The organism is Gemmatimonadaceae bacterium (assembly GCA_030647905.1).
GTDB lineage: Bacteria > Gemmatimonadota > Gemmatimonadetes > Gemmatimonadales > Gemmatimonadaceae > UBA4720.
This window is the reverse complement of the sequence record JAUSJA010000025.1, coordinates 142,007-167,882: the sequence shown is the minus strand read 5'-3', so window position 1 is coordinate 167,882 and position 25,876 is coordinate 142,007. Positions and strand designations below refer to the sequence as shown.

The window sequence follows — 25,876 nt, the reverse complement described above, 5'->3', positions numbered from 1 at the left end:
AGCCGCTCAATGCACCGGCCCCATGATGCCGGCGTTGAGGATATTGTGCGGGTCGAACGACCTGCTCATTCCCTGCGACAGGCGATCGGCGATCACGCTCGGTGAAAGCGTCGGCCACATGTGCGACGGAAGACGCTCGAACACTATCGTCGCGCCGGCAGCGGCGGAGGTCAGCGGCTGAATGGTCTCGAGTGGCGTACCCGCCGGCAGGATGCACCGCACGATGCCGAGTCCGGCGCTGGCGTGCATCATCGCGCCGTCCATGTGCCCGATCGCGTTGTGCGTGCTCATCCACAGCTCGGCGATTCGCGTGGGAAGCGCGGAGATGCGCAGAACCACAGGCGGCCTGCTCCCGTTCGCCGAGGGCGGGACGTCTTCAATGTCGCGGAATTGCTTCCACACTTCGGGTCCGACATCGTGCGCTCCGCCGAGTTGCGACAACGCGTGCCGCTGCGCCTCGACGGCCGCGTGATTGCCGCCCAGCTCGATCAGGATCTGCGGACGTCGCGGAAGCCCGATTCGCCCGGCGAGCTCGGCATCCACCATCTCCACCGCAAAAGGCGTTGCCGGGGTCGAGAGGATCGAAGTGATCCGCTGCGCCAGCGCGTTCGCTCCATCGGGAACGGAGAGAGATAGAGTCGCGGGCCGCGCGGGCAGGGAATAGAGACGCAGAGTTGCTTCGCTGATGACGCCGAGCGTCCCCCACGATCCCGTCGCCAGGCGGACGAGGTCGAAGCCGGCCACGTTCTTCACCACCCGCCCGCCACCGCGCACGATCTTCCCGTCGCCAGTCACGAACTCAACGCCGAGCATGAGGTCGCGCGCGCGCCCGAATCCGTGGGCAAGCGGGCCGAACGAGCCGGTGGCAATTGTCGCCCCGATCGTTCCATCCGCGCTTCCGTGCGGATCGAGCGGAAGCCACTGTCCCTCCGCGCCGGTGATCTGTTCGATCTCGCGAAGCGTTGTCCCTGACCGAACGGTGATCGTGAGATCTCCCGGCACGTAGTCCACCACGCCCGAGTGCGCGGCGAGCGAAGCGATGCGCGATGCGGCGACCGGGCGCCCGGCGTCCATCCAGTGCGAGCGGCCGGCGATGCGCAGCGGAGTGCCCGACCCCGCCGCATCCATCACCATGTCACGCACTGGATGCGATGCCGCCGCAGCTGCGGTCACGATGCCACTCCAGCGCCGGGCACATGTTCGGACGCCCGGCGCGCTGGAGTGGCCCGCCATTCCTGGCAGGAATGAATCGGGACGACCTTGCCGGGATTGGATCTGCGCTGCGGATCGAAGACTTCACGCAGGCGGCACATCGCGCCAAGTGAGTCCGGCGAGAAGATGAGCTCGATGTATCCGATCTTGTCCAGTCCCACGCCGTGCTCCCCGGTGATGCTTCCCCCCGCCGCAACGCATGCCCGCATGATCTCGCCCATCGCGCGGTGCACGCGCCCGGCTTCTTCGGGGTTGTCGGCGTTGTACGGAATGTTGGGGTGCAGGTTCCCGTCTCCAGCGTGGAAGACGTTGCACACGACGACCCTGTTGGCCTCCGCGATTTCGCGAATCTTCGCGAGCACCTCGGCGAGCCGCGTGCGGGGGATCACCGCGTCCTGTACGACCAGGTGCGGAGCCATTCGTCCCATCGCGCCGAATGCCTTCTTTCTCCCCTGCCACAGCCGCGTGCGCTCGGCGTCGTTCTGCGCGACTTTCACTGTGCGCGCGCCGCCTGAAAGACAGATCTCGCGCACCGTGTCGCGGTCGGCGTCCACGCCTTCGGCGATTCCATCTACCTCGATCAGCAGTACGGCAGCTGCGTCCGCCGGATAGCCCGCGGCGTAGACAGAGGATTCGACTACCTGGATGGTCGGCGCGTCCATGAACTCGAGCGCGGCGGGCACGATGCCCGACGCGATGATCGCGGACGCGACGCGCGCGGCGTCGTCCACCGACGTGAAGTCCGCGAGCATCGTGCGGATCGCCGCGGGCTTCCTCGTGAGTCTCGCCGTCACGTCGAGCGCGACGCCAAAGCAGCCCTCGCTGCCAATGAACGCCCCGCGCAGATCGTAGCCGGCGGTCTCGCCTTCGGGATTGCCGAGCGTGACGATCTCGCCGTCAGGCAGGATCGCGGTGATGGACAGAATGTGATTGAGCGTCACGCCGTACTTGAGGCAGTGCGGCCCGCCCGCGTTCTCCGCGACATTTCCGCCGATCGTGCACGCCGCTTCGCTCGAAGGATCTGGCGCGTAGATGAGCCCGAGCGGGGCGACGGTGCGATTGAGCGTGAGATTCACCACTCCCGGCTCGACGACGGCGCGAAGGTTCTCCCTGTCTATCGAGATCACGCGTTTGAGGCGATGCATGCCGAGGAGGACGATGTCGTCGGCGAGCGCGCCGCCTGAGAGGCCGGTCCCCGCGCCTCGCGGCACGTAAGGCGCTCCATGCTCGGCAAGTGTACGCACGACGCGGATCGCCTCGTCGCGGTTGCCCGGAAAGACAGCCAGGCGCGGCATGCGCCGGTATCCCGGCAGGCCGTCGGAGTTGTAGACTAGCAGATCGCTCTTGCGCCTCAGCAAGAAGCGCTCGCCGACGATCTGCTCGAGTTGTTCAGCGAGTGCCGTGTTGTCGGTCATCTACACCTGTGAGGAAGACGCCGGGCCCCCGTCTTCTTTCGGAGTCTCGCGCATCACTACACGGAGTATATCCCGCTCCAGCCGATACTCCAGCGGTGTCTCCATGTACCTGGCTTCGCCGTCGAAGGAGACACGCGTGCTTTTCCGCTTCATGGTGATGGTGCATCGCTCCACCATGAATGCGTCGAGCTCCGGCGTCCGCGATGCCCGCCTCACCCCGCGCGTGGCAGAATCCAGCGCGAGCAGCAGAAGGCGGGCCCTGCGCCGTCCTCGAACCACCAGCACGTGCAACCCCCGCTTGCCACCCTCGACGCGCCCGCCAAGCGTCGGGAGCTGAAGCTCCCGCTCACCTACGCCGATGAATACGAGAGGCGTCCGATACGCCTGGGCCTTTCCATCTATCTCCAGCTCCACCACGGCGGTCGGCATCCGCATGAACGTCCAGATGACCGCCACAAAGCTCGAGAGTCTGTACCCGAACGTGGGCTCGAGCCGGTCGCGCACACGCATGAAGATGACGTACGCCCCGATCGAGCTCGTGCCATGGAAGAGACTGTCGCCGACTCGGCCTGCGTCCACCGATGCGACGAACGATCCGGCCGCAACCTGCGCCGCCTCGTCGAGATCGGTCGGCAACCCGTGGTCCTTGGCGAAGTGATTCAGCGTGCCCGACGGAAGAACGGCGAGCTCGACCCCCGTTCCGGCGACGGCCTCGGCCGCCGTGCGAATGGTTCCGTCTCCGCCGGCGATGAGAATCCGGGCGGGCTTCGCGGCGACCGTCTCCCGAATTCTCTTCTCGAGCTCTGCGGGCGGAACCTCGTGGATATCGAAAAGGCCCGTGCGCTCCAATGCGTCACGGGCCCCCTTCGCGGTGCCTGAGTCCGGGTTGACGAACGCCGGGATGCGCTGAGCGTTCGTCACCTGCGTAAAAATTCCTAGTCGGTCGTCTTCCAGAACCCCGAAAGCGCGGAACCGTCCGGAGATTCGCGAAGCTTCTCGAACGCGCGCTCGCGGATCTGACGGATGCGCTCCCGCGTCACTCCCATCAGCGCGCCGATCTTCTCCAGCGTCATGGCATCGGAGCCCTGCTCCAGCCCGTAGTACAGGTGCAGGATTTTCCGCTCTCTCGGCGTCAGGTATTTCCGGAACACCTTGTCAATGAACTCCTTCATCAGATGGAAGTCGGTGACTTCCTCGATCTCGTCTCCGTTCACCCCCGCGAATCGCTCGCCAAGTGTGCAGGCTTCGCGGTCGGAGCGATCAATGGGTGCGTCGAGGGAGATTTCGGTGGCTGACATCTGCTTGGCCGACCTTACCGCCTCAGGAGTCTCCTCGAGGAGGCGTCCGATTTCGTGATCTGTGGGGTCGCGCTTGAGAACCTGAGAGAGAACTGTCTGAGCGCGGGCCAGCTTGATGAGCTGGGAGTTCTGGTTGAGCGGGATTCGTACTGATCTTGTCTGTTCGGCGAGCGCCTTGAGGACTGCCTGGCGGACCCACCACACCGCGTACGAGATGAACTTCACGCCCTGCTCGGGATCAAACTTCCGGACCGCCTTGAGGAGTCCTTCGTTGCCGATGGCGACGAGCTCGGAGAGATCGAGGCCATGGCCCTGGTACTTCTTCACGTACGAGATGACGAATCGGAGGTTGGCGGTGACGAGTCGTTCTGCCGCCTTCTCATCCCCTGCCTGGGCACGTCGTGCCAGCCTTCGCTCTTCTTCAGCGTCGGTGATCAGGGGAAGCTTCTGGATGTCCTGGAGGTATTGGTCGAATGCGGTGGAGGGGGACGAACGGAAAAAGCCTTTAGACTTGCTCTCGGTCGAAGTCTGCATTCAAGCCCCGGTTGGGTTGTTTGCGCAAGCGCATCATTGGCTCGCAATAACCTGATGGGGCGCAGGATAACCACGGGGTCTGGTTGGGTCAACAGCCACGTTTCATGCCAGAACGATTTGTGATGCTGCCGCCTTTTCTACGTATTTGACGGCGGGTCTTTGGTTTTCGTTCGGCTCGTTCCGGTAAGAATCCCGATACCGATGAGGACGATCACGCCCACTACGATCCACTGCGTCGGCGCTCCAAGGAGCACTGCGGCCACAGCCAGGCCGATGATGAGAACTATGAATCCGATCAGGTAGATGCTGAACGACGACATGGCGAAGCCTCGTTATCGGTTAACCGGCAACAAGGCAATTAGAGGGCCACCGATCCTAAGGCTCTTTCTTCTCGATGCCTTCGAACAGGTCGGCGATGGCCGCCAGGTCCGGAATCATGTCAAGCTCGACGAGCCTCGTGGAAAAGATGTGCTCTTCCTCGCGCGCGACCAGGACTGCTTTTCCACGCTGCCGGCCGAATCGGGTCGCCTGACGGCATGAAGGAGTCCAGACATCGAGCGTGGCGCCGATGACGTTCCCACCGGTGTCGTCCACGAGATAACGCCCCAGGTACTTCTTCCCCATGAACACCTCGACATAACGGGCGAGAGGGAAGATGCGCGGGTCGGCGGCGACGATTCCCGGCCGCACGAACCGTCCGCGGCGGGTGGTGCCCTTGAGACAGTACTGCGTGATGGAGATGGGAACCTCCTCGCCGGGCTGTGCGCGGGCGAAGCGGCGCGGATCGGGAATGATGCCGGCGGCGCGCATCCTGAGCGCCTCACCCGCGGTGGCGCGACGGAACTGTCCTGCGTCCTTGACGATCTTCTTCGCCGTGACGACCAGGGGATCGAGCAGCGGCTCCGCATACACCAGCACCGGCGCATGGGCGTACGCGGCCTTTCCAAGCGGCAGGCGCGCGGCGCCCGTTCCGATGAAAATGATGGCAATGACGACAGCGGCGCCCAGACTGATCAGATCGCCACGCTTCATGTCAGCACCTCCCGAACGATTGCGTCATCAACAGATACGGTCCAATTGGAATCGGAGCCCGCCATCTCACCAATCGCCCGGGGCAGTGCATACTGCACCGATCCCGCGCGCACCTTCTTGTCGGCCCGCATCACCTCCAGAATCCGGTCGGCGCCCATCCCTTCGGGCAGGATGACCGGAAGCCCAGCTGCCGCGAGAGCGTCACGGATCTCACTCGCGGTACCCTCCTTCGCGATCCCGATACGCTCGGCTATCCTGCCTTCGAGCGTCATCCCAATCGCGACTGCCTCACCGTGCGCCAGCGAGTAACCACTCAGCATCTCGACAGCGTGCCCGATGGTGTGGCCGAAATTGAGAATCTTCCGGACGCCGCCTTCGTGCTCGTCACTGACGACGATGCTCGCCTTGATCTCGATACTACCGACGATGACCCCGGCGAGCGAATCACCCGCTTCTCCCCGTCCGTAAAGCACCCGGGGAATAGCGCGAACCACTGAATCAAAGTAACCCCGATCCGCGATCGCGCCATGCTTGAGCGCCTCGGCAAGTCCTGTTCTCAGTTCTCTAAGTGGAAGCGTGGCAAGGAGTTGCGGGTCAATAAGAACTCCCGCGGGAGGATGGAAAGACCCCACCATGTTCTTTCCCGCCTGCGTATCCACCCCCGTTTTTCCGCCGATCGAGGAGTCAATCATCGCGAGCAGCGTGGTCGGAACATGGACGATCGGGATGCCCCGCATATACGTCGCCGCCACGAATCCCGCGAGGTCGCCGATCACTCCGCCGCCCAAGGCGATCACTGCCGAGTCGCGCCCGAAGCCGCGCTCGATCAGCTGGTCGGTTATCCAGCCCCAGCTCCCGCGAGTCTTGCTGGATTCGCCCGCCGGAATGACGACCACATCCGCCGCTTCCACCCCGAGCGACTCGGCCGCCGCGCTACCATATAGCGGTCCGACGTGCGAGTCGGTGATGATGGCGTACCGGTGCGCCGGCGCCGCCGCGCGCGCGAAAGCGCCGACGTCCCGGAGCGAGCCAGCCTCGATCCGGATCTCGTAGGGGAGATTGGCGGCAATCCTTCCAGCCATTCGCCAGTCGGCTCTCTTTCGCGCTACCAGGTCACTTCACCGGCACCCGCGCGCGTGTTCGCCAAGCGGGCCAGCGTGAAGAGCAGATCGGACAGTCGATTGAGGTAGACAACGACGATCTGCGGAATCTCCACCTCTTTCTGCAGGCTGATCACCCTTCGCTCGGCGCGGCGGCAGACGGTCCGCGCGACATGCAGCGCGGCAGCCTTGGGAGTGCCGCCAGGAACGATGAACGCGCGGAGTGGCTCGAGCTCCCGATCGCACTCATCTATCGCGTGCTCGAGCTCGCTGATCCGGGCCTCGTCTATCTGCGCCTTGGCGAGATGGTCGTGCATCTTTTCCAGGTCCGGCGTGGCAAGCAGCGCGCCGATGCTGAAGAGATCGCGCTGGACAGGGACGAGAACTTCGTCAATGCGGGGCATCATCTCGACGGCGCGCGCGAGGCCCAGCGTCGCGTTGAGCTCGTCCACGTCTCCGTAGGCCTCGACGCGGGGGTCATCCTTCGATACGCGACCCCCGCCGAACAAGCCGGTCTGACCAGCGTCGCCGGTCTTTGTGTAGATCTTCATATATCCAAATCTCGCTATATTCCGGCCGATGCACGAGATAACGGACATCACGATCATCGGAGGCGGTCCGACCGGACTTTTCGCCTCCTTTTATGCGGGTATGCGCGGCGCCACGGCCCGCATTGTGGACACCCTCCCCCAGCTTGGCGGGCAGCTCACGGCGCTCTACCCCGAGAAGTACATCTTCGACGTTGCGGGATTCACCAAGGTCCTGGCGAAGGATCTGGTGCGCGACCTCGCCGACCAGGCCGGGCAGTTCAACTTTCCATCCTTCCTCGGCCAGCATGTCATCGGACTCGAGGAGGAGGACGGCCATTTCGTCCTCGTCACCGATACGGACCGGTTTTCCACGCGCTCGGTTCTCATCGCCGCGGGAATCGGCGCGTTTTCCCCGCGCCGCCTGCCGCAGCAGTGCGCGGAGGCGTGGTATGGGCGCGGGATTTTCGACAACGTGGTGGATCCGGAGAAATTCCGCGGCCAGAAGATCGTGATCATCGGCGGCGGCGACTCGGCGTTCGATTGGTGCCACCAGCTCCGCGACAAGGCCGCGGCAGTGACGCTGGTCCACCGCAGCGACAAGTACCGCGCGCATGGCGCGACAGTGGCCGAGGTTCAGGCGGCGGTGGAGGCGGGGAAGACTGTGCTGCTGCCTTTCCACGAGCTGCATGACGTCTTGTCGGAGGGTGAGAAGCTGTCCGGTATTGTCATCCGCGACGTGAAGACCAAGGAGACCAAGAGTGTCGAAGCGGACGTAGTTCTTCCGATGCTTGGTTTCATCAGCGACATCGGGCCGCTCGCCTCATGGGGGCTCGCTCTCGAGAAGAACGAGATCCTCGTGAACTCGATGATGGAGACCGGCCGGCCGGGCATCTACGCCGCGGGCGACATCACGTCATACCCCGGGAAGCTCAAGCTTATAGCTACGGGCTTTGCTGAAGCAGCTACTGCGGTCAATCAGGCATTTCACTGGATATACCCGGACAAGAAGGTGAATCCGGGGCACTCGTCGAATCTGGCTGTGTTTGGGCAGAAGGACGACTGAATTTCCGTTGTTTGCCTAGCTGTACGCGACGCGAGGGTCAGCCTTGGCGTACGCGAGATCGGTGATGAGATTCACCAGCACGAACACAACCGAAAGGAACAGCACCGATCCATTGATCGCCGGCAGATCCCGCCGCGCGATCGCGTTCACGACGTACCGCCCGATCCCCGGCCACGAGAAGATCGTTTCGGTGAGAATCGAGCCTGTGAGGTAATACCCGAAGTCGAGGCCGAGCACGGTGATGATCGGGATCAATGCGTTGCGCAGCGCATGCCGGCCGATCACGGCTCGCTCACGCAGTCCCTTCGCGCGGGCGGTGCGTACGAAATCTCCGCCGAGAACCTCCAGCATCGAAGACCGCGTGACGCGCGCAAGAAACGCGATCGAGCGTGAGCCGAGCGCGAATGCCGGAAGTATCAGATACTTCACGCCGCCGTACCCCGATGGCGGCAGCCATTTCAGCGTGACGGCAAAAACGAGGATCAGGATCAGGCCGACCCAGTAGACGGGAAACGATATTCCGAGATAAGCGAGCCCGAGCCCGAGCCGGTCGAACCACCCGCCGGGATTTCTTGCGCTGAAAACTCCGATCGTTATGCCGAGCACCGACGCGAGAAGCATCGCCGATCCCGCGAGAAGCAACGTCTTCGGGAATCGCTCCCTGATGTCGCGGATGATCGGGCGCTGGGTGATATAGGAGTTGCCGAGGTCGCCCCTGAGAACACCACCGGCGTAGAGGACGAACTGCTTCGGGAGGGGCTCATCCAGATGCAGCTCCTTACGAAGACGCGCGATCGTCTCGGCGTCGGCGCGCTCGCCCACCATGTCCTGCACAGGATCGCCCGGAGCGACGTAGAGAAGCAGGAACACCACGACCATCACGCCGATGAGCGTCGGGATGGAGAGCATCAGCCGGCGGACGATGAAGGCGATCACGTGATCGCGGCTATCGCTGGAACTGGATCGTCACGTCGGTCCAGCGCTGGCCGGTGAAGATCGTCGGCACCTTGAAGTTCCTTATCCAGGGCTGGATGGCGTACAGCTCCCTGTAGAAGAAGAGATAGATCATCGGCGCGTCCTGATACTCGATCTCGTCGGCCTGGCTGTACAACGCCGTGCGCTTCGCCTCATCCTGCTCGCGGCGCGCTTCGCTCACGAGCTTGTCGTACCCGGGGTTCGAGTAGAAGGACACGTTCCCGCCCACGCCCTTGTTCGCGCTGTGCAGCAGCGGATAAAGGAAGTTCTCCGCGTCGGGATAATCGGCGAACCAGTCCTTGAGCGCCATGTCCGTCTTGCCGGCACGCGCCGCCTCTCGCATCGACGAAGCGTCTCGCTGCACCAGTGTCACGCGCACTCCGGTTTCCTTGAGATTCGCCTGCACGGCCTGCGCGATGCGGGGGAAGGGAGGCGTCTGGGATGACCATAGCTCGATGTCGATTCCGTTCGGGAAGCCCGCTTCGGCAAGAAGCTGCTTCGCCTTGGCGACGTCGCGAGTGTATCCCTTGCGCGTCGAGTCCCCTCCCGGAAGAGCAGGCGGAATCACGCCGGCCGCAAGATTTCCGCGCCCGCTCACGATTCCATCGAGAATGCCCTTCGCATCGGTCGCGTAATTCAAAGCCTGGCGAACGCGCTTATCCGCCAGCGGCCCTCGCGTCGTGTTGATGGCGATGTAGAAAACACGAAGAGCGGGCGCCGATTCGAGCATCGCTTTCTTCTCGTCGGTCTGCTCCCAGTTCTGCGTCTCGCCTTCCGGCACGTACAGCACGTCCACGTTGCCGCTCTCGAACTCGGCCACCGCGGTGCTCGGCTCGGGAACGATGCGCGCCATCAGACTGTCCGCCTTCGGCGGTCCGTCGAAGTAGTCCGGGTTCGCCGCGAACTTCAGGTAGTCGTCGTGCTTCCACTCCACGAACTTCCACGGGCCCGTTCCAATGGGATGCTCGCCGAAGTTGGATGGAACGGAGTCGGGAACGATCGCCGCGACGGGCATGGCGAGGAGCTTCGGGAAGATCGCGAAGGGCTCGCTCAGCCGGATGACGATGGTGCTGTCGTCGCGCGCGGTGAGCCCGGCGATGCTTCGTCCCTTTCCATCGGCGTATGCCTTGGCGCCATCTATCGGATAGAGCGGCCACCCGCGTCCGCCCTTTGTCTTCGGGTCGAGTACGCGTTGAAAGCTGTAGATGACGTTTCGCGCCGAGAACGGGCGGCCGTCGTGGAACTTTACGCCTGTTCTGAGGTGAAACGTATAGGTCATTCCATCCGTGGAAATATCCCACGAGCGAGCGAGCCCCGGGACCACCTGGGCGTCCGGAGTGAATCGGACGAGGCCGTCGAAGACATACCCGACCGCTCTGCCGGTGGGAACGTCGGTGGAGAGGGCGGGATCGAGCGAGCGCGGATCATACGTGTCGCGCGAGTCAATGAGCGTGCGACGCGTGGACGATGTTTCGCCACCCGTGCATGCCATTACCGCAAAAAGAGTTACAAGAAGTGTTCGCGGGATGCGCATGATTGTACCGTTGACATTGAGGGGGCTGACGCGAGAACTTATCGGGCCCTCGAGAAGGCGTCAAACAATGAGCGAAGACTATTATTATAGGCGCCAACTCGGAGCCGCTGATCTCCTGCCCGCAATCGGGGTTGGGGTGGCGGCCGGTCTGGCTGGATTCTATCTAGTGCAACTCTTAATCCAGCGAACGCCACTGGTTCCGTCCCCCGCGGTAGTCCGCCAGCCGCCACTGCCCGACAGGAAGAGCGGGCCGGCCGGGCCGTGGGATCGAAAGCGCGGCGGGTGATGCAGCGCGGGTATGCGCGTGTCTTCCTGATATCCGGCTGCGCCGCACTCGTCACCATCTTCGCGAGAACCGCTTCGGGGCAGGAAATCAACTGTGATGCCGGCGATCAGGAGGTAAGGCGCCTCTCGTTCACCGGCAACGCAGCGTTCAGTGACGCAGACCTGTCGAAGATCATCGTCACGACTCCCTCGCCGTTCGCGCGCACGGTTCTCCGTCTTCCACTCACCGCCCGCCACTGCCTCGACCGCAACGAGCTGCCGAAGGACAGAGCGCGGCTCGTAATCTTCTATCGGCGGCACGGCTTTCCAGACGCGACTGTAGATACGGCCATCGTCGCCGAGCGCGGCGGCGTGGGAGTGAGCCTCCTCATTCACGAGGGGCTTCCGACACAGCTCGAATCACTCGTGATCGAAGGGCTCGACTCCGTGCGCAACCGGCTCGCGATAACACGCGGCCTGCCCATCCGGGCCGGGCAGCGATTCGATCGCGTGAACCTCGATGCCGCCCGCGACTCTATCGCGCGACGACTTCGAAACAGCGGATACCCGCGCGCCGAGGTGAGCAATACGTTCGAGGTGGACGAGGAGCGGCGTCTCGCGTTCGACACTATCAGCGTTTCGACCGGACCCTTCACGCGCCTCGGGCATGTGGACATCAAGGTCGTTCCGTTGGAGTCCAGGCCGCAGCAGATACCCGACAAGGTCGTGCGCCGCATCGTCGGGCTCGACTCCGGGCGCGTGTATCGCGAGGACGAGCTGCTCGATGCGCAGCGCACGCTATATCGTACCGAAGCGTACCAGCACGTATCGCTTGTCCCCGACACTGCGACCAGCCCCACGGATTCCATCGTGGACATCCAGGCGCTGCTGGCGGAGAACACGACACGGTCGGCGAGGCTGGGCGCGGGATACGGAACCCTCGACTGCTTCCGTCTCACCGGCGAGCTGTCGAACTACAACTTTCTGCGAAGGGCGCGGCGCCTCGATCTCACGACGCGGCTTTCCAAGATCGGGATCGGAGATCCGATTTCGGGACTGAAGAACCTCTGCCCGCAAGCGAAGAACGATCCGTTCAGCCGTACGCTCAACTACTACGTCGGCGCCACGCTCAGGCCGCCGGTATTTTCGCGGCTTCGCCTCCTGCCGACGATCACCGTATTCAGCGAGCGGGTATCGGAGTACAACGCGTATCTCCGGACGACGAGCATCGGAGGAGTGGCGTCGGTGGAGTGGCGCCGCTGGCAGGATCTCCCAATGACGTTTGCGTACTCTCTCGATCTCGGCCGCACCGAGGCACAGCCGGCCCTGTTCTGCGCCGTTTTCAATCTGTGCGATCGCGAGGATCGCCGGCGCGTGCAACAGACTCAGCGACTTGCGGTGGCGAGTGCCGTGATCTCGCGTGACAGGTCGAACAACTTCATTTCACCCTCGCGTGGATTCCAGTGGCGACTGGAAATACGGCATGCATCGCCGGTCATTCTGTCCGATACCGCGCTGCGGTTCAACAAGCTCGTAGGGGAGCGATCGCACTACTGGGGCGTGCCCGGAGGCGCGGTGCTCGCGTTTCGCGTGCGAGGCGGGGCAGTGTTCGGCCGCAGCTTTGGCACGACGACCGGCTTCATTCCGCCGCAGGAGCGACTCTACGGCGGCGGCCCGGCGAGCGTGCGCGGATTCTCGCAGAACGAACTGGGATCGGCGATATACATCGCCGAATCGTACAATCTGATACCGCCCGCTCAGTCCGGGCTTCCAGATTCCGTCTTCAGAGACACCACGAGCGCCCGGCGCTTTCGCCGCGCCGTGCCCGTCGGTGGAAACTCGCTCCTCGTAAGCAACCTCGAGCTGCGGATGCCGAGCCCGTTCCTGCCGGAGTTTCTGCAGTGGACGCTGTTTACAGACGCAGGCGACGTGTGGAACCGGGGCCGCAGCGGGAGCTTTCAGAATTTCTCGGTGAAGGTAACGCCAGGCATTCAGCTCACCGCCTTCTCTCCTGTCGGTCCGGTGCGGGTGGTGATGGGCTACAATCCTTATCGCCGCCCGTCGGGACCTCTCTACTACGAGGTGCCAGGCGGATCGGCGACGGACGAGCTGGGAACTCCGGCCGGCTCGCTGCCATGCGTGAGTCCGGGAAATCTGCTCCCCGTCCACATGACCGAGGGGGGACTGAAACAGACCGAGGGACGCTGTCCCGCGACGTTCACGCCGCGCACCAGCGGCAGCATCGTCAGTCGGCTGACATTCAGTCTCGCCATCGGACAGGCGTTCTAGCGGCATGTCACGGCGCCGGCGCATCGTCTTCTGGAGCGCGATCGGTCTCATCGTCATCATCGTCGTGATGGCCAGCCTCGTCGTGTCCGTCACTCAGACGGGATACGGTCAGGGGCAGGTGCGGAAGTACGTGCAGTCGTGGGTCTCCGGGAAAGTTCGCGGAAAATTCTTCGTCGGGCGGATCAGCGGCGGGCTGTTCAACGGCGTGACGATAGACTCGCTGGAGATCCGCGACGAGCAGGATTCACTCCTGCTCGCGACGGGCAGAGTGCGCGTCAGGTATGACATGCGGGACCTGTTCGACCGGCGCATTCTTCTCAGCCACCTCGACATTGATCACCCCGTCGTGCGCCTCCAGGAGCACGAGGACGGGAAGTGGAATTACCAGCGGATATTTCCGTCGGGTCCGCAGAAGCCGCACGGCGCGGCGCGCGCGTTCGGCGATTTCGTCGTGATGGATTCGGCGGATATCCACGACGCCAACATCATCGTCGGCATGAGATGGCATCCAGCCGACTCGTTGCGCGGATACAAGCGCGACAGCGCGATCACGCGCGCCCTCGGCGCGTTCACGCGCGAGACTCCGGGCAATCAGTGGCGGGGTGAGATTCGCCGAACGAGCGAAGGGTTCGCGCACATCTACCGTTTCACGAAATTCCAGGCGAGCCTCGGCTATGCGCGCATTGCCGATCCCGACAGTTCCGGGCGCCTGTTCCACGTCACGCGGGGGAGCTTCGACTCGTCGGATCCGCCGCTCAGCGTGAGGCGAATAGCGGCCGACGTGCGGCATGTCGGTGATTCCATCTGGATACAGTCTCCGGGGTTCGATCTGGCCGCGTCGAAGGGCCGCATTCCCTCGGGAAAGCTCGTCTGGGGCAGCAACCTTCCGCTGCGCTATGACATTCACGTAGTCGGCGATTCCGTTTCAATGAGCGACATCGCGTGGGTCTATCCGACGTTGCCGACGACCGGGGGCGGCCGGCTCGATCTGTACATCAACAACGTCAGGCATCCGCGCATCATGGACTACGCGGTGAAGAACATGGATGTGCGCACCACCCAGTCGCGTCTCACGGGCGACATGACCTACGGAGTCGGCGGTCCGATGCTGGTGTTGAAGGACGTGAGCCTCGTGGGCGCGCCGCTGGACTTCACGCTCATCCGCATATTCAACGGGAAGCCGTTCCCGTACCCATGGCGTGGCCAGCTCACCGGATACGTTCACGCTTCCGGCGGTCCGCTCAACAGGTTCAAGGTGGACGAGACGAAGTTCACTTTCTCCGACGCGAACGTGCCGGGAGCGATCTCGCGCGGCTCGGCTCGCGGCGAGCTCGACATCTTCCAGCCGGCGTTCACTGTGTTCCACGGCTTCGATGTGAACATCGAGACGCTGGATCTGCGCACGCTCCAGTATCTCAACCCGCTCTTCCCGGCTCTCAAGGGGACCGTCTCCGGAACGACGCGTCTCGATTCTCTCTGGCTCGACGTTCGCTTCTCGCAGGCGGACCTGGTGCATCACGATGGCAGTCTGCCGATCTCCCGGATCACCGGCAGCGGCCGCATGACGTCGCACGCCACGTTCATGTCGTACGATCTTGATCTTCAGGGAGCGCCGCTTTCCATGACGACGCTGGCGCGGTCATATCCTGACATTCCGCTGCGCGGCGACTACACCGGCCCCATACGCATGCGCGGCGAGCCGGTCAATCTCCAGGTGGAGACGACGCTGTCGGGAGCGGGTGGAGTCATCGTGTACGCGGGAACCGTGGACAGCAACCTCCCGACGTACGGCGCTCACGGAACGGGCACCGTCGCCAATCTCGACCTTCGCGCGCTTCTCCAGAATCCGAAGGCGCCGCGCACGACGCTCGCCGGGAACTACTCGATTGACTTCGTCGGTGATTCACTCGTCGTCGGCACCGGCACGATCGGCGGATCGGTGAAAGGAACCGTCGAGAAGCTCAACATCGGGTCGTCCCGGGCAAGCGTGCGGCTGGACAACGGCATCGCGCACGTGGACACGCTGGTCGTGCAGGGCGATGTCGCGCATGCCTCCGCATCGGGCACGGTCGGGCTCATCCCCGGCATGGAAGGGCGGCTTTCGTTCAATCTGTCGGTTGATTCACTGGCGGACCTAAAGCGCTACATCGGCCGCAACACCGCCATCTCGGGCGATTCGCTGCGCGGCGCGCTCCGCGTCACCGGAGAGCTGCGCGGCACGAAGGATCTCCTCGCGCTCGACGGGACGATGAGCGGACGCGAGCTGTCCGTCCAGGGACGGAGCGTCGAGCACATCACCGGCAAATTCTCCCTCGGCGGGCTTCCCGATCGGCCGACGGGTCAGATCTCGTTCAACGCCGACACCATCCGCGCGGGCGCGTTCGGCTTCACGTCGTTGAGCGCGACGGGCGAACTCAAATCTGCCACGAGCGGTGCGTTCAATGCGCGGCTCACCAGCGAGGGCGGCGTCGTCTCGACTATCGGAGGGTCGGCCCGCCGAGCGGGAGATACGACGCTGGTGGTGGTGGACAGCGGCGTCGTCACTGTATCGAGCGGCAGCAACTACCGGATGGAAGCGCCGGCGCACGTGACGCTCCTGCCGGGAGGAGGATCGCTCGATTCGCTCATCCTGCGATACTCCAGCACGGCCCGGTTGGCGATCCGCGACGTTCGTCTCACCGGCGATTCGGTGCGGGGCAACCTGAGGACCGACAGCGTTGACCTCGGCGTGTTCGAGGCGTTCGTTCCCGGATTCCAGCAGGCACACGGATCTCTCGTCGCCAACGTGGACGTGCGCGGCACGGTGAAACAGCCCGTCATAGATGGCCAGTTCCGTATCAAGAACGGATCGGCCACGCTCACCAACGTCGGGCTCACGCTCGACAGGGTGAACGCCGACGTGCTGCTCGAGCGCGACACGGTTTTCATTCAGCGGATGTCGGCGGAGACGAACCGGGTGCGCCGGGGCACGCTCGGCGTGCAGGGATTCGTGAGTCTGCAGGAGTACACGAATCCCGTGTTCGCGCTCCGCGCCCAGGCCAGGAACTTCCACATCGTCGAGAAGCCCGGACTCGCCTCGCTGGACATCTCGACCGACGAGGATCTCACGCTTAGTGGCCCGTACAGGCGGGCGCGGGTGACGGGAGCGGTGCTCGTGGACCGGGGGACGATCTACATCCCCGAGCTGCTCACGAAGCAGATCGTGGATCTGAGTGACCCCGAATTCGCCGGGATCGTCGATACATTGCTCGCCCGCGACCGGAAGCTGCTGCCGGAGACGCCGAGCGAATTCGCGCGGAATCTCACGCTGGAGAATGTCGCGGTGAACATCGGCGACGCGGTCTGGCTGCGCTCGTCGGAAGCCAACGTGAAGCTTGGCGGCTCGCTCAACGTGACGCTGGGGCGAAGCCCGCAAACGGGCGAGCGGTCGCAGCTTGCGCTCGAGGGCACGCTGAACGCGGTGCGCGGAACATACCGGCTGACGCTCGTAGATCCTTTCGTCCAGCCGACGTTCGACGTCGAGAGCGGAAGCCTGAGGTTCTTCGGCACGCCGGATCTCAATCCGACGCTCGACATCCGCGCCATCCATACCGTCCGGCAGCCCAACCAGCGCAGCGCCAATCTTCGCGACATCCGGGTCCGTGTGAACATCGGCGGCACTCTTGCCAGGCCAACGCTCGTGCTCGACAATCCCGACAACCTGCCGCTGTCGCAATCGGATCTTCTGAGCTATCTAATAACCGGCGAGCCGGGGTTCGCGCTCGACAACTCGCAGGGACTGTACAGGTCGCAGCTGGCATCGTTTGCCCTGAGGTATGGCGGCAACCTGCTGACGAGCGCGATTCCGAGGAATCTGGTGGACATCGTGGAAATCCAGACCGGACGGATCAACGATACGCGGGCGGCGCAGACGGCCGATCCCTATCTCTACAGTCTTCTGAACTCGAGGGCCATCGTCGGCAAGCAGATCGGCAGCAACTGGTTCCTCGGTCTCAGCACCGGTCTCTGCTTCGTGAACGCTAACAACTTCAAGGACAACTTCGGCCTCAAGCTGGAGTACAGGTTCAACTCGATCTATACGGCGCAGGCGGGTATCGAGCCGGGATCGAGCGACGTCACCTGCGCGCGCAACGCGCCGCAGATTCAGCAGCAGACTCCGCGGCAGCTCGGATTCGACTTCTTCCGGACGTGGAGGTTCTAGCGATGGCCGATCTTCGCGAGAAGGACGCGATGATCTGCCGCTCCTGCGGAAACGAGGAGCGCGCGTCGGAGGGGTACCCGTGCAGCGAGTGCGGGACTTTCATCTGCGTCATCTGCAGCTTTCGCGGCGTGATGCAATGCCGTAAATGCTCCGAGGGGAAAGCCGCGGAGCCGCCGGCCACGCCACCGCGCGAGATCCCGCTCATGGACTGGCCCGAGCATTGAGCCCACGATACATCCGCGCCCGAACCCCCATCGCCCCGGTTCAGCGCGAGCCGCGAGCGCCGGCGAGTCAGGAGACGCAGATCCTCTATGGACATTGCGCCGAGGTGCGCGGTACCGAGGGCCGGTATCTGCGAGTGCGCGGCGCCGACGGTTACGAGGGATGGCTCCACGAAGGCTTCTGCGAGCCCGCCGACGGGCCCGGCACCGACCAGTGGGGCTGGGACACGGAAGGCGAGATCTCGATGGGATGCAGCATGCGCGACTCGCAAGGTGTGACGATCGATCTGCCGCTCGGTGGAATCGTGAAGAACGGGTGGTGCGTCGCCGGCCGTGCACTCGATCTGACACGCCGACGGGAGATCTTTCCCGCGGAAGCCGACGCGATCGTGGCGTCGGCGACGGGACTGTTCCAGGGTACGTACTACCAGTGGGGCGGCATCACTCCGTGGGGCGCCGACTGCTCCGGGATGGTGCAGACCGTATTCGCGCTGCACGGAATCCGGCTCCTTCGCGATGCGTCGCAGCAGGCGACGCAGGGCGTCCATGTCGAGGGGGGGCTCGAGCGAATTCAGCCGGCGGACCTTCTCTTTTTTTCCGATCGCGAAGACGGGCACATCACGCACGTGGCTCTGTCCATCGTTCCGCACCGCATTGTGCATCTGGCGCTCGGCCGCGGCGGGCACTGTCTGGAGTCGTTCGACAGGCCCGACGAGTACGTGCGGACGCTGCTGGCGAACTTCCGCTTTGCGAGAAGGATTCTTGCCCGCGATCTCAGCTAGCTGAACATCCCCGTTGGCGGCGGCATCACGACCTGCGCATTGCTGCCGACATGGAGACGCACCTCGGCGGTCAGACCCCCATCGAGCGAGACCTGCATCGTGTAGAGTCCCGGCATGTTGAGGGGAAGGTCTATGACGGCGATGATCGGGAGGTCCATCTCGAACGCCGGATTGGGTCCGGGAGCCACGTTGAGCTCGCCGTCCGAGGACCAGAGGACCTCGCCAGAGGGATTGACCCAGTTGAACGTCAGCCGGTGCGCGCCGGTATCCTCGGCGCCGCCCTTGAGGCGGACGACGAAGTGCGTGCGCGGATGAAGCGACGGAAAGCCGGCCACTGCGAGAGCGTCGAACACACCCAGCACGTTGAGCTTTCCTTCCTGCGAGAGATTCGCTCCATCGGCGAACACGGCAAACGAAATGTGCATCGGCAGAAAGTAGCAGGAGCGAGCCGCGACTAGCTAGTTTACACCCGATGACGCAGAGCCAGACAGACGCCGGATTCGGCAAGACCGACGCGCTTCTCCTTCTCATGACTCTCATCTGGGGCGTCAATTTCAGCGTGGTGAAGTTCGGTACCGAGGTCATGAGCCCGCTCGCGTTCGCCGGGCTCAGGGTAATGCTCGCGGCTGTCGTCCTTGTCGGATTCGCATCTGCGCGCAGCGCGAAATTTCCGAAGCGCAAGGATATCTTCGCGCTCATGCTGCTCGGCATGCTCGGCAACGGGCTCTATCAGATCTTCTTTGTCGAGGGGCTCTCGCGCACACGGGTCGGCAATGCCGCGCTGATCGTCGCCGCTACTCCGGCCTTGATCGCCATCGTGAGCCGCGTGGGCGGCGTCGAGCGGGTGAACCGGCGCGTGATCGCGGGGATCGCCCTTTCTCTCGCCGGCGTCGTGCTCGTAGTGCTCGGCAGTGCGCGATCGGGTCAGGGCAACTCCACGCTGCCCGGCACCCTCCTCGTCTTCGGCGGAACTCTCTGCTGGACGGCCTTCACCGTACTTCTCCAGCCGTATGCGCGGCGCATGGACGCGATCCACCTTTCCGCATTCACGATGCTTGGCGGCTCGGTCCCGATGATCGTTCTGACGACGCCGGCTCTCGCGACGACCGACTGGTCACATGTCGGATTCGCCGCGTGGGGCGCAGTGTTCTACGCCAGCGTCATCTCGATGGGAGTCGCATATCTGTTCTGGTATCGCGGGCTCCGCATCCTCGGCCCGACGCGCACCGCCGTCTACGCCAACCTTCAACCGGTGATAGCCATTGCGGTCGCGTGGATCTTCCTCAGCGAGGCACCGACTGTGTGGCAGGGTGTAGGAACGGGAACCATCATGACCGGCCTTTTCCTGACACGCACATGAGAGTCGTCCTTTTCGACATTGACGGAACCATTCTCCAGAGCGGTGGAGTGGGCCGCATCGCGATGGTGCGCGCGCTCACGCATGTCTTCGGATCTGCGGGGAACGCCGACTACCACTACGATGGGAAGACCGACCGCCAGATCGTTCGCGAGCTGATGAAGCTCGAGGGTCTGACCGATGAGGAGATAGATGCGCAGATGAGCGAGCTGCTCGCCGCGTATCTCGCCGGATTGCACGATGAGCTCGCGTCGCCCGGACGGACGGTGCACGTCTTCGCCGGAGTTCGTGAGCTGCTCGACGAGCTCGAGCGCGAAGGCTCCATCGTGCTCGGCCTCCTCACCGGCAACATCGCCGACGGCGCGCGCGCCAAGCTCGGCGCCGCGGGAATCGACATCTCGCGGTTCAAGGTGAATGCGTTCGGATCCGATCATGAGCAACGGCCCGAGCTTCCCGCCGTCGCGCAGCGCCGCGCGCGCGAGGTTCTCGGAAGGCATGTCGAAGGCAATCGCCTGATCGTCATTGGCGATACTCCTGCTGACATCCGGTGCGGCGAATCAATCGGCGCGCGCGCCATCGGAGTCGCCACCGGCCGATACACCGTTGCGCAGTTGCAGGAGCACGATCCCTATGCCGTCTTCGAGACGCTCGCCGACACCCATGCCGTGATGCAACGGATCATGAATGCGTGAGGTCGAGCTCAAGAGCGTGGTGGATGACATCGCCGCGCGCCGCGCCAGGGTCGAGCAGGCCGGTGGCACGCTCGTCTACGAAGGCACTCTGATCGATCTCCGGTATGGGGACGCCGCCGGTGAGATGCTCATGCTGGATCACGTGCTGAGACTGCGCATCTACGAGCGGGACGGCGCGAGGGAAGGTCAGCTCGACTGGAAGGGCCCCACACAGTACGAAACCGGTTACAAGGTGCGGGAGGAAATCTCGACCAGTGCCGGCGATCCAGACGCGCTCGCGAAGATCCTGGAAAATCTCGGATTCATCGTCATCCGCGAGATCGAGCGTCGCATCTGGCAGTATTCCCTTGGCGGCGCGGTCGTGAGGTTCGAGGAGTATCCACGAATGGATCCGCTGGTCGAGGTCGAAGGCCCGCCCGAATCCATCGAGCAGGCCATCGCATCGCTTGGCCTCGAGCGCAGCGGCTTCACTCCGGAGCGTCTGCCCGCGTTCATGGCGCGCTACGAGGCGCGCACCGCCAACCGCGCCGCGCTCTCTGCCCGTGAGCTCGCCGGAGAGTACCGGTACTCCGGGAGCGCCTGAGCAGGTTTGGCCCCCGCCCCCGGATTGCCCCAAGTACGTATCCTGATAGATTTACTCGGCAATGAAATCAGGTCTCGCTATCGGTCGGCTTACCGTCCTCCTTCTGACCGTACTCTCCTCGGTCGGAGGCGCACAGGAAAACTCAGCGAAACGCCTCTCCAGCATCGTAAGTGTTGCCGTTGAAGAGTATGGCAAGGCCGTAGACGGCAAGGGAAAGCTTATTTCGCAGGACGAGTACGCCGAGACCACGGAATTCCTCGAGGATGCCCGGAGGGTCGCTCAGCGTCTCAAGGGCTACAATGCACCGCTTACGCAGGCGGTGCTCGATACGCTGATCCAGGCCGTGAAGAGCCGCGTGGCGCCGGCAGACATCCGGTTGATCCATGCGCGTTTCAATGGCGCCCTCGGTGCCGCCGGCGCTCTCGATCTGCCGAGCGCTCCGCTCGATACGGCGCGCGGGCATGTCGTTTTCACGCAGAGCTGCTCATCCTGTCACGGCGCCCTCGGCCTCGGGAACGGCCCGGCCGCAGCGGCTTCTCCTGTCCCCGTTGCCGGGATCGGATCGGCGAAGCTGACCCCGGCTCTCACACCTACGCTGGCGTATAACGTCGTATCGGTCGGAGTGCGCGGAACTCCGATGGCATCCTTCAGTGCTCTCTCTCCGCAGGACCGCTGGAACGTCGTGAACTACATCTACACGATGCGCGGCGTGAAGATGGAGCTCCCGGCGGCTGTTGCGGACGCCAGCGCCGCTCCCGGCGCCGTGGCGGCGCGCTCGGTGCTCGCCCTGCTCGACAGCGCGCTCGATTTCGCGAAGTCCGGCCGGACGGTCGAAGCGGGTGACAGGGCATTCGACGCCTACATCGCGTTCGAGCCGCTGGAAACGCCTGCCCGCGCCCGGCAGCCGGGGCTTGTCGCTTCCATGGAGCGCCACTTCGCCGACTTCAAGGGCGCGCTCCGCGGATCGGATCTCGGCGTCGCTCAGCGGTCACGCGATGCCATCGCGCTCGATCTTCCGCGTGTCGTCGAGCTGACGCGCCCGACAGGCAGCGGATGGGGCGCCTTCTTTCAGTCGCTCCTCATCATTGTGCGCGAAGGATTCGAGGCGATCCTCGTCATCGGCGCCCTCGTTGCGTTCCTCATCAAGACCGGCAACCGCGACCGCCTCCGCTCCATCTGGATGGGCGTCGGGCTCGGCCTTCTCGCGAGCGCTGCGATGGCGGTCATCCTTCAGACCTTCTTCAAGCATCTCCCGGCCAGCCGCGAGATCGTCGAGGGCGCCACGATGCTCGTCGCCGTCGCTGTCCTCTTCTCGGTGAGCTACTGGCTCATCTCGAAAGTCGAGGCCGCGAAGTGGCAGAAGTTCATCCGCGAAAAGGTCAGCACGGCCCTCGATCACGGCGGCGGGAAGGCGCTCGCGATCGTCGCTTTCCTCGCGGTTTTCCGTGAGGGCGCTGAGACGGCGCTGTTCTACCAGGCGCTGTTCAGCGAAGGAAACATCGCGCTGCCGCTGTCGCTCGGCATCGTCGTCGGGTTCGCGCTGCTGGCGGTGATCTTCACGCTCTTCTATCGCTTCGGTGTGAAGATTCCGATGCGGCCCTTTTTCACCGTGACGAGCGTGCTGCTGTACTACATGGCTTTCGTCTTCGCCGGGAAGGGAATTCGCGAGCTGCAGGAAGGGAACCTCATCGGCATCACGGTCCTCAGGAGCATGCCCAGCGTGCCTTCGATGGGAATCTTCCCGAGCATGGAGACCGTCGTCGCTCAGGCGATTCTGATCGCGCTCTTCCTGTTCATGATCGTGAAGACGTTCATGCCGTCGAGCGAGGCGCGCGCGGCCGGCTGACATCGGAAAACAGAACGACGGCCATGCGCTCCCACCGTGATCTCCATGTATGGTGGCCGATGACGGCATCGAAGTTCTTCTCGATCAGCGGCAGGTAGTCCTCGTAGTTATCGAGGATGTGCAGGACCTGGCCGACGGGATCGTGCATGTCTGTCTCGATCACCGGATTGTACCCGAACAACTCGATCATCTCGGCGGGCGCGTGGCCGAGGACGAGACACTTCGACACTATTGACTGAAGGTACCGGATCGTCATCGTCTCGACGTCGCCGGCTCGTTCCGGGTGAGTCATGCTCGACGGGACACAGATCGAAATTCGCGACCGCGCGAGGCCGGCGACGAAATCGGCGCGTGTTGGGAAGACGATCCCGCCCTTCTGCCTCTCGTACAGGTACGTATGTCCGGAATTCTCGAGCGGCTGCGCGATCGCCGCGTGATGCGCGTCGTACTTCCTGCCCAGCTGCAGAACGTCTATGTCCTTCTCGATCCAGCTCCGCTGCTGGTAGCGTGACGGATCCACTCCCTCGGGAACCCAGATGAATGTGCACCGCTCGCTGATCTCACCGAGCCGCGCCGCCGCCTGTGAAGACGAGACGAAAGCGTACTGAATGCCCCACGACTCGGTGTACTTCGTGATGTCCGCGTAGCGGCCTGGCCATGCATCGAACAGGTAGATGCTCCTGCGCGCGCGTCGGACAAACCACGGCGCACTCGTCACCGCGTCGAGTCCCATCATTACTGCGAAGTAATCGCGCTCCGGTCTCTCCGATGTCGCCGAGCGGCTGCTCACCCGCAGCATCGCGCCGGCATCCACGCCGGCCCGGCGCAGCAGGCGCACGGCGCCATCCAATACCGATTCGACGGCTGGATTGATCTGCGCGGGGACCACGCGCTCGTCGGAAAGGATTGCCGTCTCGAGCTCTTCGACGGTGTCTTGCGACACGTGATAGTGGCGGGGAAGGCGTACGATCAGCTCCATCAGCCCACCTCGGACGCAGCGCCGGGTACGGAGGTCAGCCCGCACCGCGCGTGACTATGCAGCGCGGCGGCCCGCCGGAGTTGCACCATTCTGCGACGGGTTCCATCGCATGGACATCCAGATCGCTCCGAAGAGCGCGAAGACGATCGCGATGACCTGCGCCATCGTGAGTCCGCCGACGAAGAACCGGTCGTCCTTTGCGCGGAAGAACTCGACGATGAAACGCTCGATACCCGCGAGCAGGCAGTAGAATCCGAACATCCAGCCGTCGCCGTGCTTGTGCGTGCGAAAGCGCAGCAGGATGAGGAACATGACCGTTCCCATCAGCACTTCGTAGAGCTGAGTCGGATGCACCGCGACCACTTCTGTCGGTGAAGTCCCCGGCGGAAACTTCACGCCGAACATGCTGGTCATGTTGGCCACCGTGGACGCCGGAGCGCCCTCGGGGAACATCACCGCCCAGGGGCCGTTCCACGGCCGGCCGTAATCGTCGCCAACGGCCCAGCATCCGGTTCGTCCGATGGCATACCCCGCGGAAAGAGCCAGCGCGGCCGAATCGCTCACGCGCGCGACGCTCAGCTTCTTCCACTTCACCACCGCCGTGACGGCAATGATTCCGCCCATGAGTCCGCCCCAGAACACGAATCCGGCGCGGCTGAAGATCGAGCCCGCGTCGCCCATCAGGATCGCGTAGTAGAGCTTGGCGCCGAGGAGACCGCCGACGACTGCGGCGAAGATCATGTCGCCGGCAGGCGAGGGATCCTGCCCTCTGCGCTCCATCTCCTTCTGCAGGACTATCTGCCCGATGACGAACGTCATCAGCATCGCGAATCCGAAGCCGGTGAACTGGAGCGGTCCGAGCTTGTACGAGACCGGGTGGTGAACTATCTGCGCGAAGATGTATGGCATCGGATTGAGAAAGTCAGGCCGCAACCAGGCCGGGAATCGGCTGGCTCGCGTAAGCATTCAGGTCCAGCTCCGACCGTTCGCCACGCTCGAAATGAAAGAGCCCGGCACGAGCGATCATCGCGGCGTTGTCGGTCGCCAGACGCGGCGCCGGCGCGAATACAGTAGCACCAATCGCGCTCGTCCGCTCGCTCATCGCCGTGGCCAGCGTCGAGTTGCATGCCACACCTCCCCCGAGCACGATTCGTTTCCGCCCGAACGCTTCTGCCGCGCGGAACGTCTTCTCCACCAGCGAGCCGATCAGGGCATCCTGGAATCCGCGCGCGATGTCGCGTTTATCGCGCTCGATGTCTTCGCTTGCGCGGACCGCGTTCAGCACGCCGGTCTTGAGGCCGCTGAACGAGAACTGGTAGAAGTCCGGATCGTCCGGCGTATCCTTGCGGCGAACCATCGGCCTGCTGAACCGGAAGCGCGACGGATCGCCCTCATTCGCCAGCGCCTCAACGTGCCGCCCGCCCGGATACGGAAGGCCCAGCAGCTTCGCCACCTTGTCGAACGCCTCGCCGGCCGCGTCGTCGCGCGTTGCGCCGAGCAGCCGGTAGCGTCCCCATTCCTCCACGTCGAGCAGCAGCGTGTGTCCGCCCGACACGAGAAGGCCCGTAAACGGCGGCACAGCATTGCGGTGCTCGAGCGCCGTCGCGAAGAGATGTCCTTCCATGTGATGCACGCCTATCACCGGAATGCCACGCGCAAATGCCAGCGACTTGGCGTAGCACACGCCCACCAGAAGCGCGCCGATGAGTCCGGGCGCGGACGTCACCGCGATTGCGTCGAGGTCGCCGATGTCCGCGCCAGCGTCACTCAGCGCTTTCGATACGACGGGAACGATGCTCGTGAGATGGGCCCGCGACGCGATCTCCGGCACCACACCACCGAAAACCCTGTGCACGTCCTGCGAAAGAATCACCAGCGACTCGAGCGCGACGTCGTCACCAGTTCCTTCCAGAACCGATGCCGACGTCTCATCGCAGGATGTCTCGATGCCGAGTATCCTCGCCACCGC

The 25,876-nt window shown here is 63.9% G+C and carries 23 protein-coding genes; 9 read left to right on the top strand and 14 right to left on the bottom strand.

The window, feature by feature from the left end:
- Window positions 1-6 precede the first annotated feature (6 nt).
- The 8 genes from Q7S20_05570 to Q7S20_05535 all read right to left on the bottom strand — a co-directional run bounded on the left by Q7S20_05570 (window position 7) and on the right by Q7S20_05535 (window position 7,142).
- On the bottom strand, window positions 7-1,173 hold the full coding sequence (locus Q7S20_05570) for an FAD-binding protein (protein MDO8501290.1): 1,167 nt from the start codon (window positions 1,171-1,173) through the stop codon (window positions 7-9).
- Window positions 1,170-2,627: an FAD-linked oxidase C-terminal domain-containing protein gene (locus Q7S20_05565; GenBank protein MDO8501289.1), complete on the bottom strand. Its 1,458-nt coding sequence runs from the start codon at window positions 2,625-2,627 to the stop codon at window positions 1,170-1,172. Before Q7S20_05565 ends, Q7S20_05570 begins: the two co-directional genes overlap by 4 nt.
- Window positions 2,628-3,548: a diacylglycerol kinase family protein gene (locus tag Q7S20_05560; protein MDO8501288.1), complete on the bottom strand. Its 921-nt coding sequence runs from the start codon at window positions 3,546-3,548 to the stop codon at window positions 2,628-2,630. It lies immediately after the preceding gene.
- Between the two features lie 14 nt (window positions 3,549-3,562).
- Complete coding sequence (locus tag Q7S20_05555) at window positions 3,563-4,459, bottom strand: RNA polymerase sigma factor RpoD/SigA (protein ID MDO8501287.1); 897 nt, start codon at window positions 4,457-4,459, stop codon at window positions 3,563-3,565.
- Window positions 4,460-4,596: 137 nt separating this feature from the next.
- The gene (locus Q7S20_05550; GenBank protein ID MDO8501286.1) at window positions 4,597-4,779 is read right to left on the bottom strand and encodes a hypothetical protein; all 183 of its coding nucleotides are present in this window, start codon (window positions 4,777-4,779) and stop codon (window positions 4,597-4,599) included.
- Between the two features lie 55 nt (window positions 4,780-4,834).
- On the bottom strand, window positions 4,835-5,491 hold the full coding sequence (locus Q7S20_05545) for a 3D domain-containing protein (protein MDO8501285.1): 657 nt from the start codon (window positions 5,489-5,491) through the stop codon (window positions 4,835-4,837).
- Window positions 5,488-6,573, bottom strand: a complete 1,086-nt coding sequence (aroB, locus tag Q7S20_05540; GenBank protein MDO8501284.1) for a 3-dehydroquinate synthase — start codon at window positions 6,571-6,573, stop codon at window positions 5,488-5,490. The genes Q7S20_05545 and aroB overlap by 4 nt, the downstream gene beginning before the upstream one ends.
- A 23-nt stretch (window positions 6,574-6,596) precedes the next feature.
- Window positions 6,597-7,142, bottom strand: coding sequence for a cob(I)yrinic acid a,c-diamide adenosyltransferase (locus Q7S20_05535; GenBank protein MDO8501283.1), 546 nt, complete (start codon window positions 7,140-7,142; stop codon window positions 6,597-6,599).
- A 28-nt stretch (window positions 7,143-7,170) separates the two neighbouring features.
- On the opposite strand from Q7S20_05535, the gene Q7S20_05530 reads away from it, so the two are divergent.
- Window positions 7,171-8,184: an NAD(P)/FAD-dependent oxidoreductase gene (locus Q7S20_05530; GenBank protein ID MDO8501282.1), complete on the top strand. Its 1,014-nt coding sequence runs from the start codon at window positions 7,171-7,173 to the stop codon at window positions 8,182-8,184.
- A 15-nt stretch (window positions 8,185-8,199) separates the two neighbouring features.
- Here the strand turns inward: Q7S20_05530 and Q7S20_05525 are convergent, their stop codons facing one another.
- Window positions 8,200-9,120 carry an ABC transporter permease gene (locus Q7S20_05525; GenBank protein ID MDO8501281.1) on the bottom strand — a complete coding sequence of 307 codons (921 nt, stop codon included), beginning with the start codon at window positions 9,118-9,120 and terminating at the stop codon, window positions 8,200-8,202.
- A 10-nt stretch (window positions 9,121-9,130) separates the two neighbouring features.
- The gene (locus tag Q7S20_05520) at window positions 9,131-10,651 is read right to left on the bottom strand and encodes an ABC transporter substrate-binding protein (GenBank protein MDO8501280.1); all 1,521 of its coding nucleotides are present in this window, start codon (window positions 10,649-10,651) and stop codon (window positions 9,131-9,133) included.
- 303 nt (window positions 10,652-10,954) lie between these two features.
- Here Q7S20_05520 and Q7S20_05515 point away from each other — a divergent pair, with 303 nt between their 5' ends.
- Genes Q7S20_05515 through Q7S20_05500 form a run of 4 tightly spaced genes read left to right on the top strand, consistent with a single transcriptional unit; the run spans window position 10,955 to window position 18,450 of the window.
- Window positions 10,955-13,246 carry a BamA/TamA family outer membrane protein gene (locus Q7S20_05515; GenBank protein MDO8501279.1) on the top strand — a complete coding sequence of 764 codons (2,292 nt, stop codon included), beginning with the start codon at window positions 10,955-10,957 and terminating at the stop codon, window positions 13,244-13,246.
- Between the two features lie 4 nt (window positions 13,247-13,250).
- Window positions 13,251-17,447, top strand: coding sequence for a translocation/assembly module TamB (locus Q7S20_05510; protein ID MDO8501278.1), 4,197 nt, complete (start codon window positions 13,251-13,253; stop codon window positions 17,445-17,447).
- Between the two features lie 2 nt (window positions 17,448-17,449).
- Window positions 17,450-17,671: a hypothetical protein gene (locus Q7S20_05505; GenBank protein MDO8501277.1), complete on the top strand. Its 222-nt coding sequence runs from the start codon at window positions 17,450-17,452 to the stop codon at window positions 17,669-17,671.
- A complete protein-coding gene (locus Q7S20_05500; protein ID MDO8501276.1) occupies window positions 17,668-18,450 on the top strand; it encodes an NlpC/P60 family protein in 783 nt (260 codons plus the stop codon). Before Q7S20_05505 ends, Q7S20_05500 begins: the two co-directional genes overlap by 4 nt.
- Here the strand turns inward: Q7S20_05500 and Q7S20_05495 are convergent.
- The gene (locus Q7S20_05495; GenBank protein MDO8501275.1) at window positions 18,447-18,875 is read right to left on the bottom strand and encodes a hypothetical protein; all 429 of its coding nucleotides are present in this window, start codon (window positions 18,873-18,875) and stop codon (window positions 18,447-18,449) included. The two genes, Q7S20_05500 and Q7S20_05495, sit on opposite strands and share 4 nt — an antisense overlap.
- A gap of 47 nt (window positions 18,876-18,922) precedes the next feature.
- Between Q7S20_05495 and Q7S20_05490 the strand changes: the two genes are divergently transcribed.
- From Q7S20_05490 to Q7S20_05475, 4 genes are all read left to right on the top strand, one after another.
- Window positions 18,923-19,810, top strand: a complete 888-nt coding sequence (locus tag Q7S20_05490) for a DMT family transporter (GenBank protein MDO8501274.1) — start codon at window positions 18,923-18,925, stop codon at window positions 19,808-19,810.
- A complete protein-coding gene (locus tag Q7S20_05485) occupies window positions 19,807-20,499 on the top strand; it encodes an HAD hydrolase-like protein (protein ID MDO8501273.1) in 693 nt (230 codons plus the stop codon). The genes Q7S20_05490 and Q7S20_05485 overlap by 4 nt, the downstream gene beginning before the upstream one ends.
- A complete protein-coding gene (locus tag Q7S20_05480; protein ID MDO8501272.1) occupies window positions 20,492-21,082 on the top strand; it encodes a class IV adenylate cyclase in 591 nt (196 codons plus the stop codon). The genes Q7S20_05485 and Q7S20_05480 overlap by 8 nt, the downstream gene beginning before the upstream one ends.
- A 61-nt stretch (window positions 21,083-21,143) precedes the next feature.
- Window positions 21,144-22,928, top strand: a complete 1,785-nt coding sequence (locus Q7S20_05475) for an FTR1 family protein (protein ID MDO8501271.1) — start codon at window positions 21,144-21,146, stop codon at window positions 22,926-22,928.
- Here Q7S20_05475 and Q7S20_05470 read toward each other — a convergent pair.
- From Q7S20_05470 to tsaD, 3 genes are read right to left on the bottom strand one after another with little or no spacing between them, the layout of a single operon-like run.
- On the bottom strand, window positions 22,894-23,907 hold the full coding sequence (locus Q7S20_05470) for a hypothetical protein (GenBank protein MDO8501270.1): 1,014 nt from the start codon (window positions 23,905-23,907) through the stop codon (window positions 22,894-22,896). The genes Q7S20_05475 and Q7S20_05470 overlap by 35 nt on opposite strands.
- Window positions 23,908-23,961: 54 nt before the next feature.
- On the bottom strand, window positions 23,962-24,816 hold the full coding sequence (locus Q7S20_05465; GenBank protein MDO8501269.1) for a prolipoprotein diacylglyceryl transferase: 855 nt from the start codon (window positions 24,814-24,816) through the stop codon (window positions 23,962-23,964).
- Window positions 24,817-24,829: 13 nt separating this feature from the next.
- Window positions 24,830-25,873, bottom strand: coding sequence for a tRNA (adenosine(37)-N6)-threonylcarbamoyltransferase complex transferase subunit TsaD (gene tsaD, locus Q7S20_05460; GenBank protein ID MDO8501268.1), 1,044 nt, complete (start codon window positions 25,871-25,873; stop codon window positions 24,830-24,832).
- Window positions 25,874-25,876: the final 3 nt, after the last annotated feature.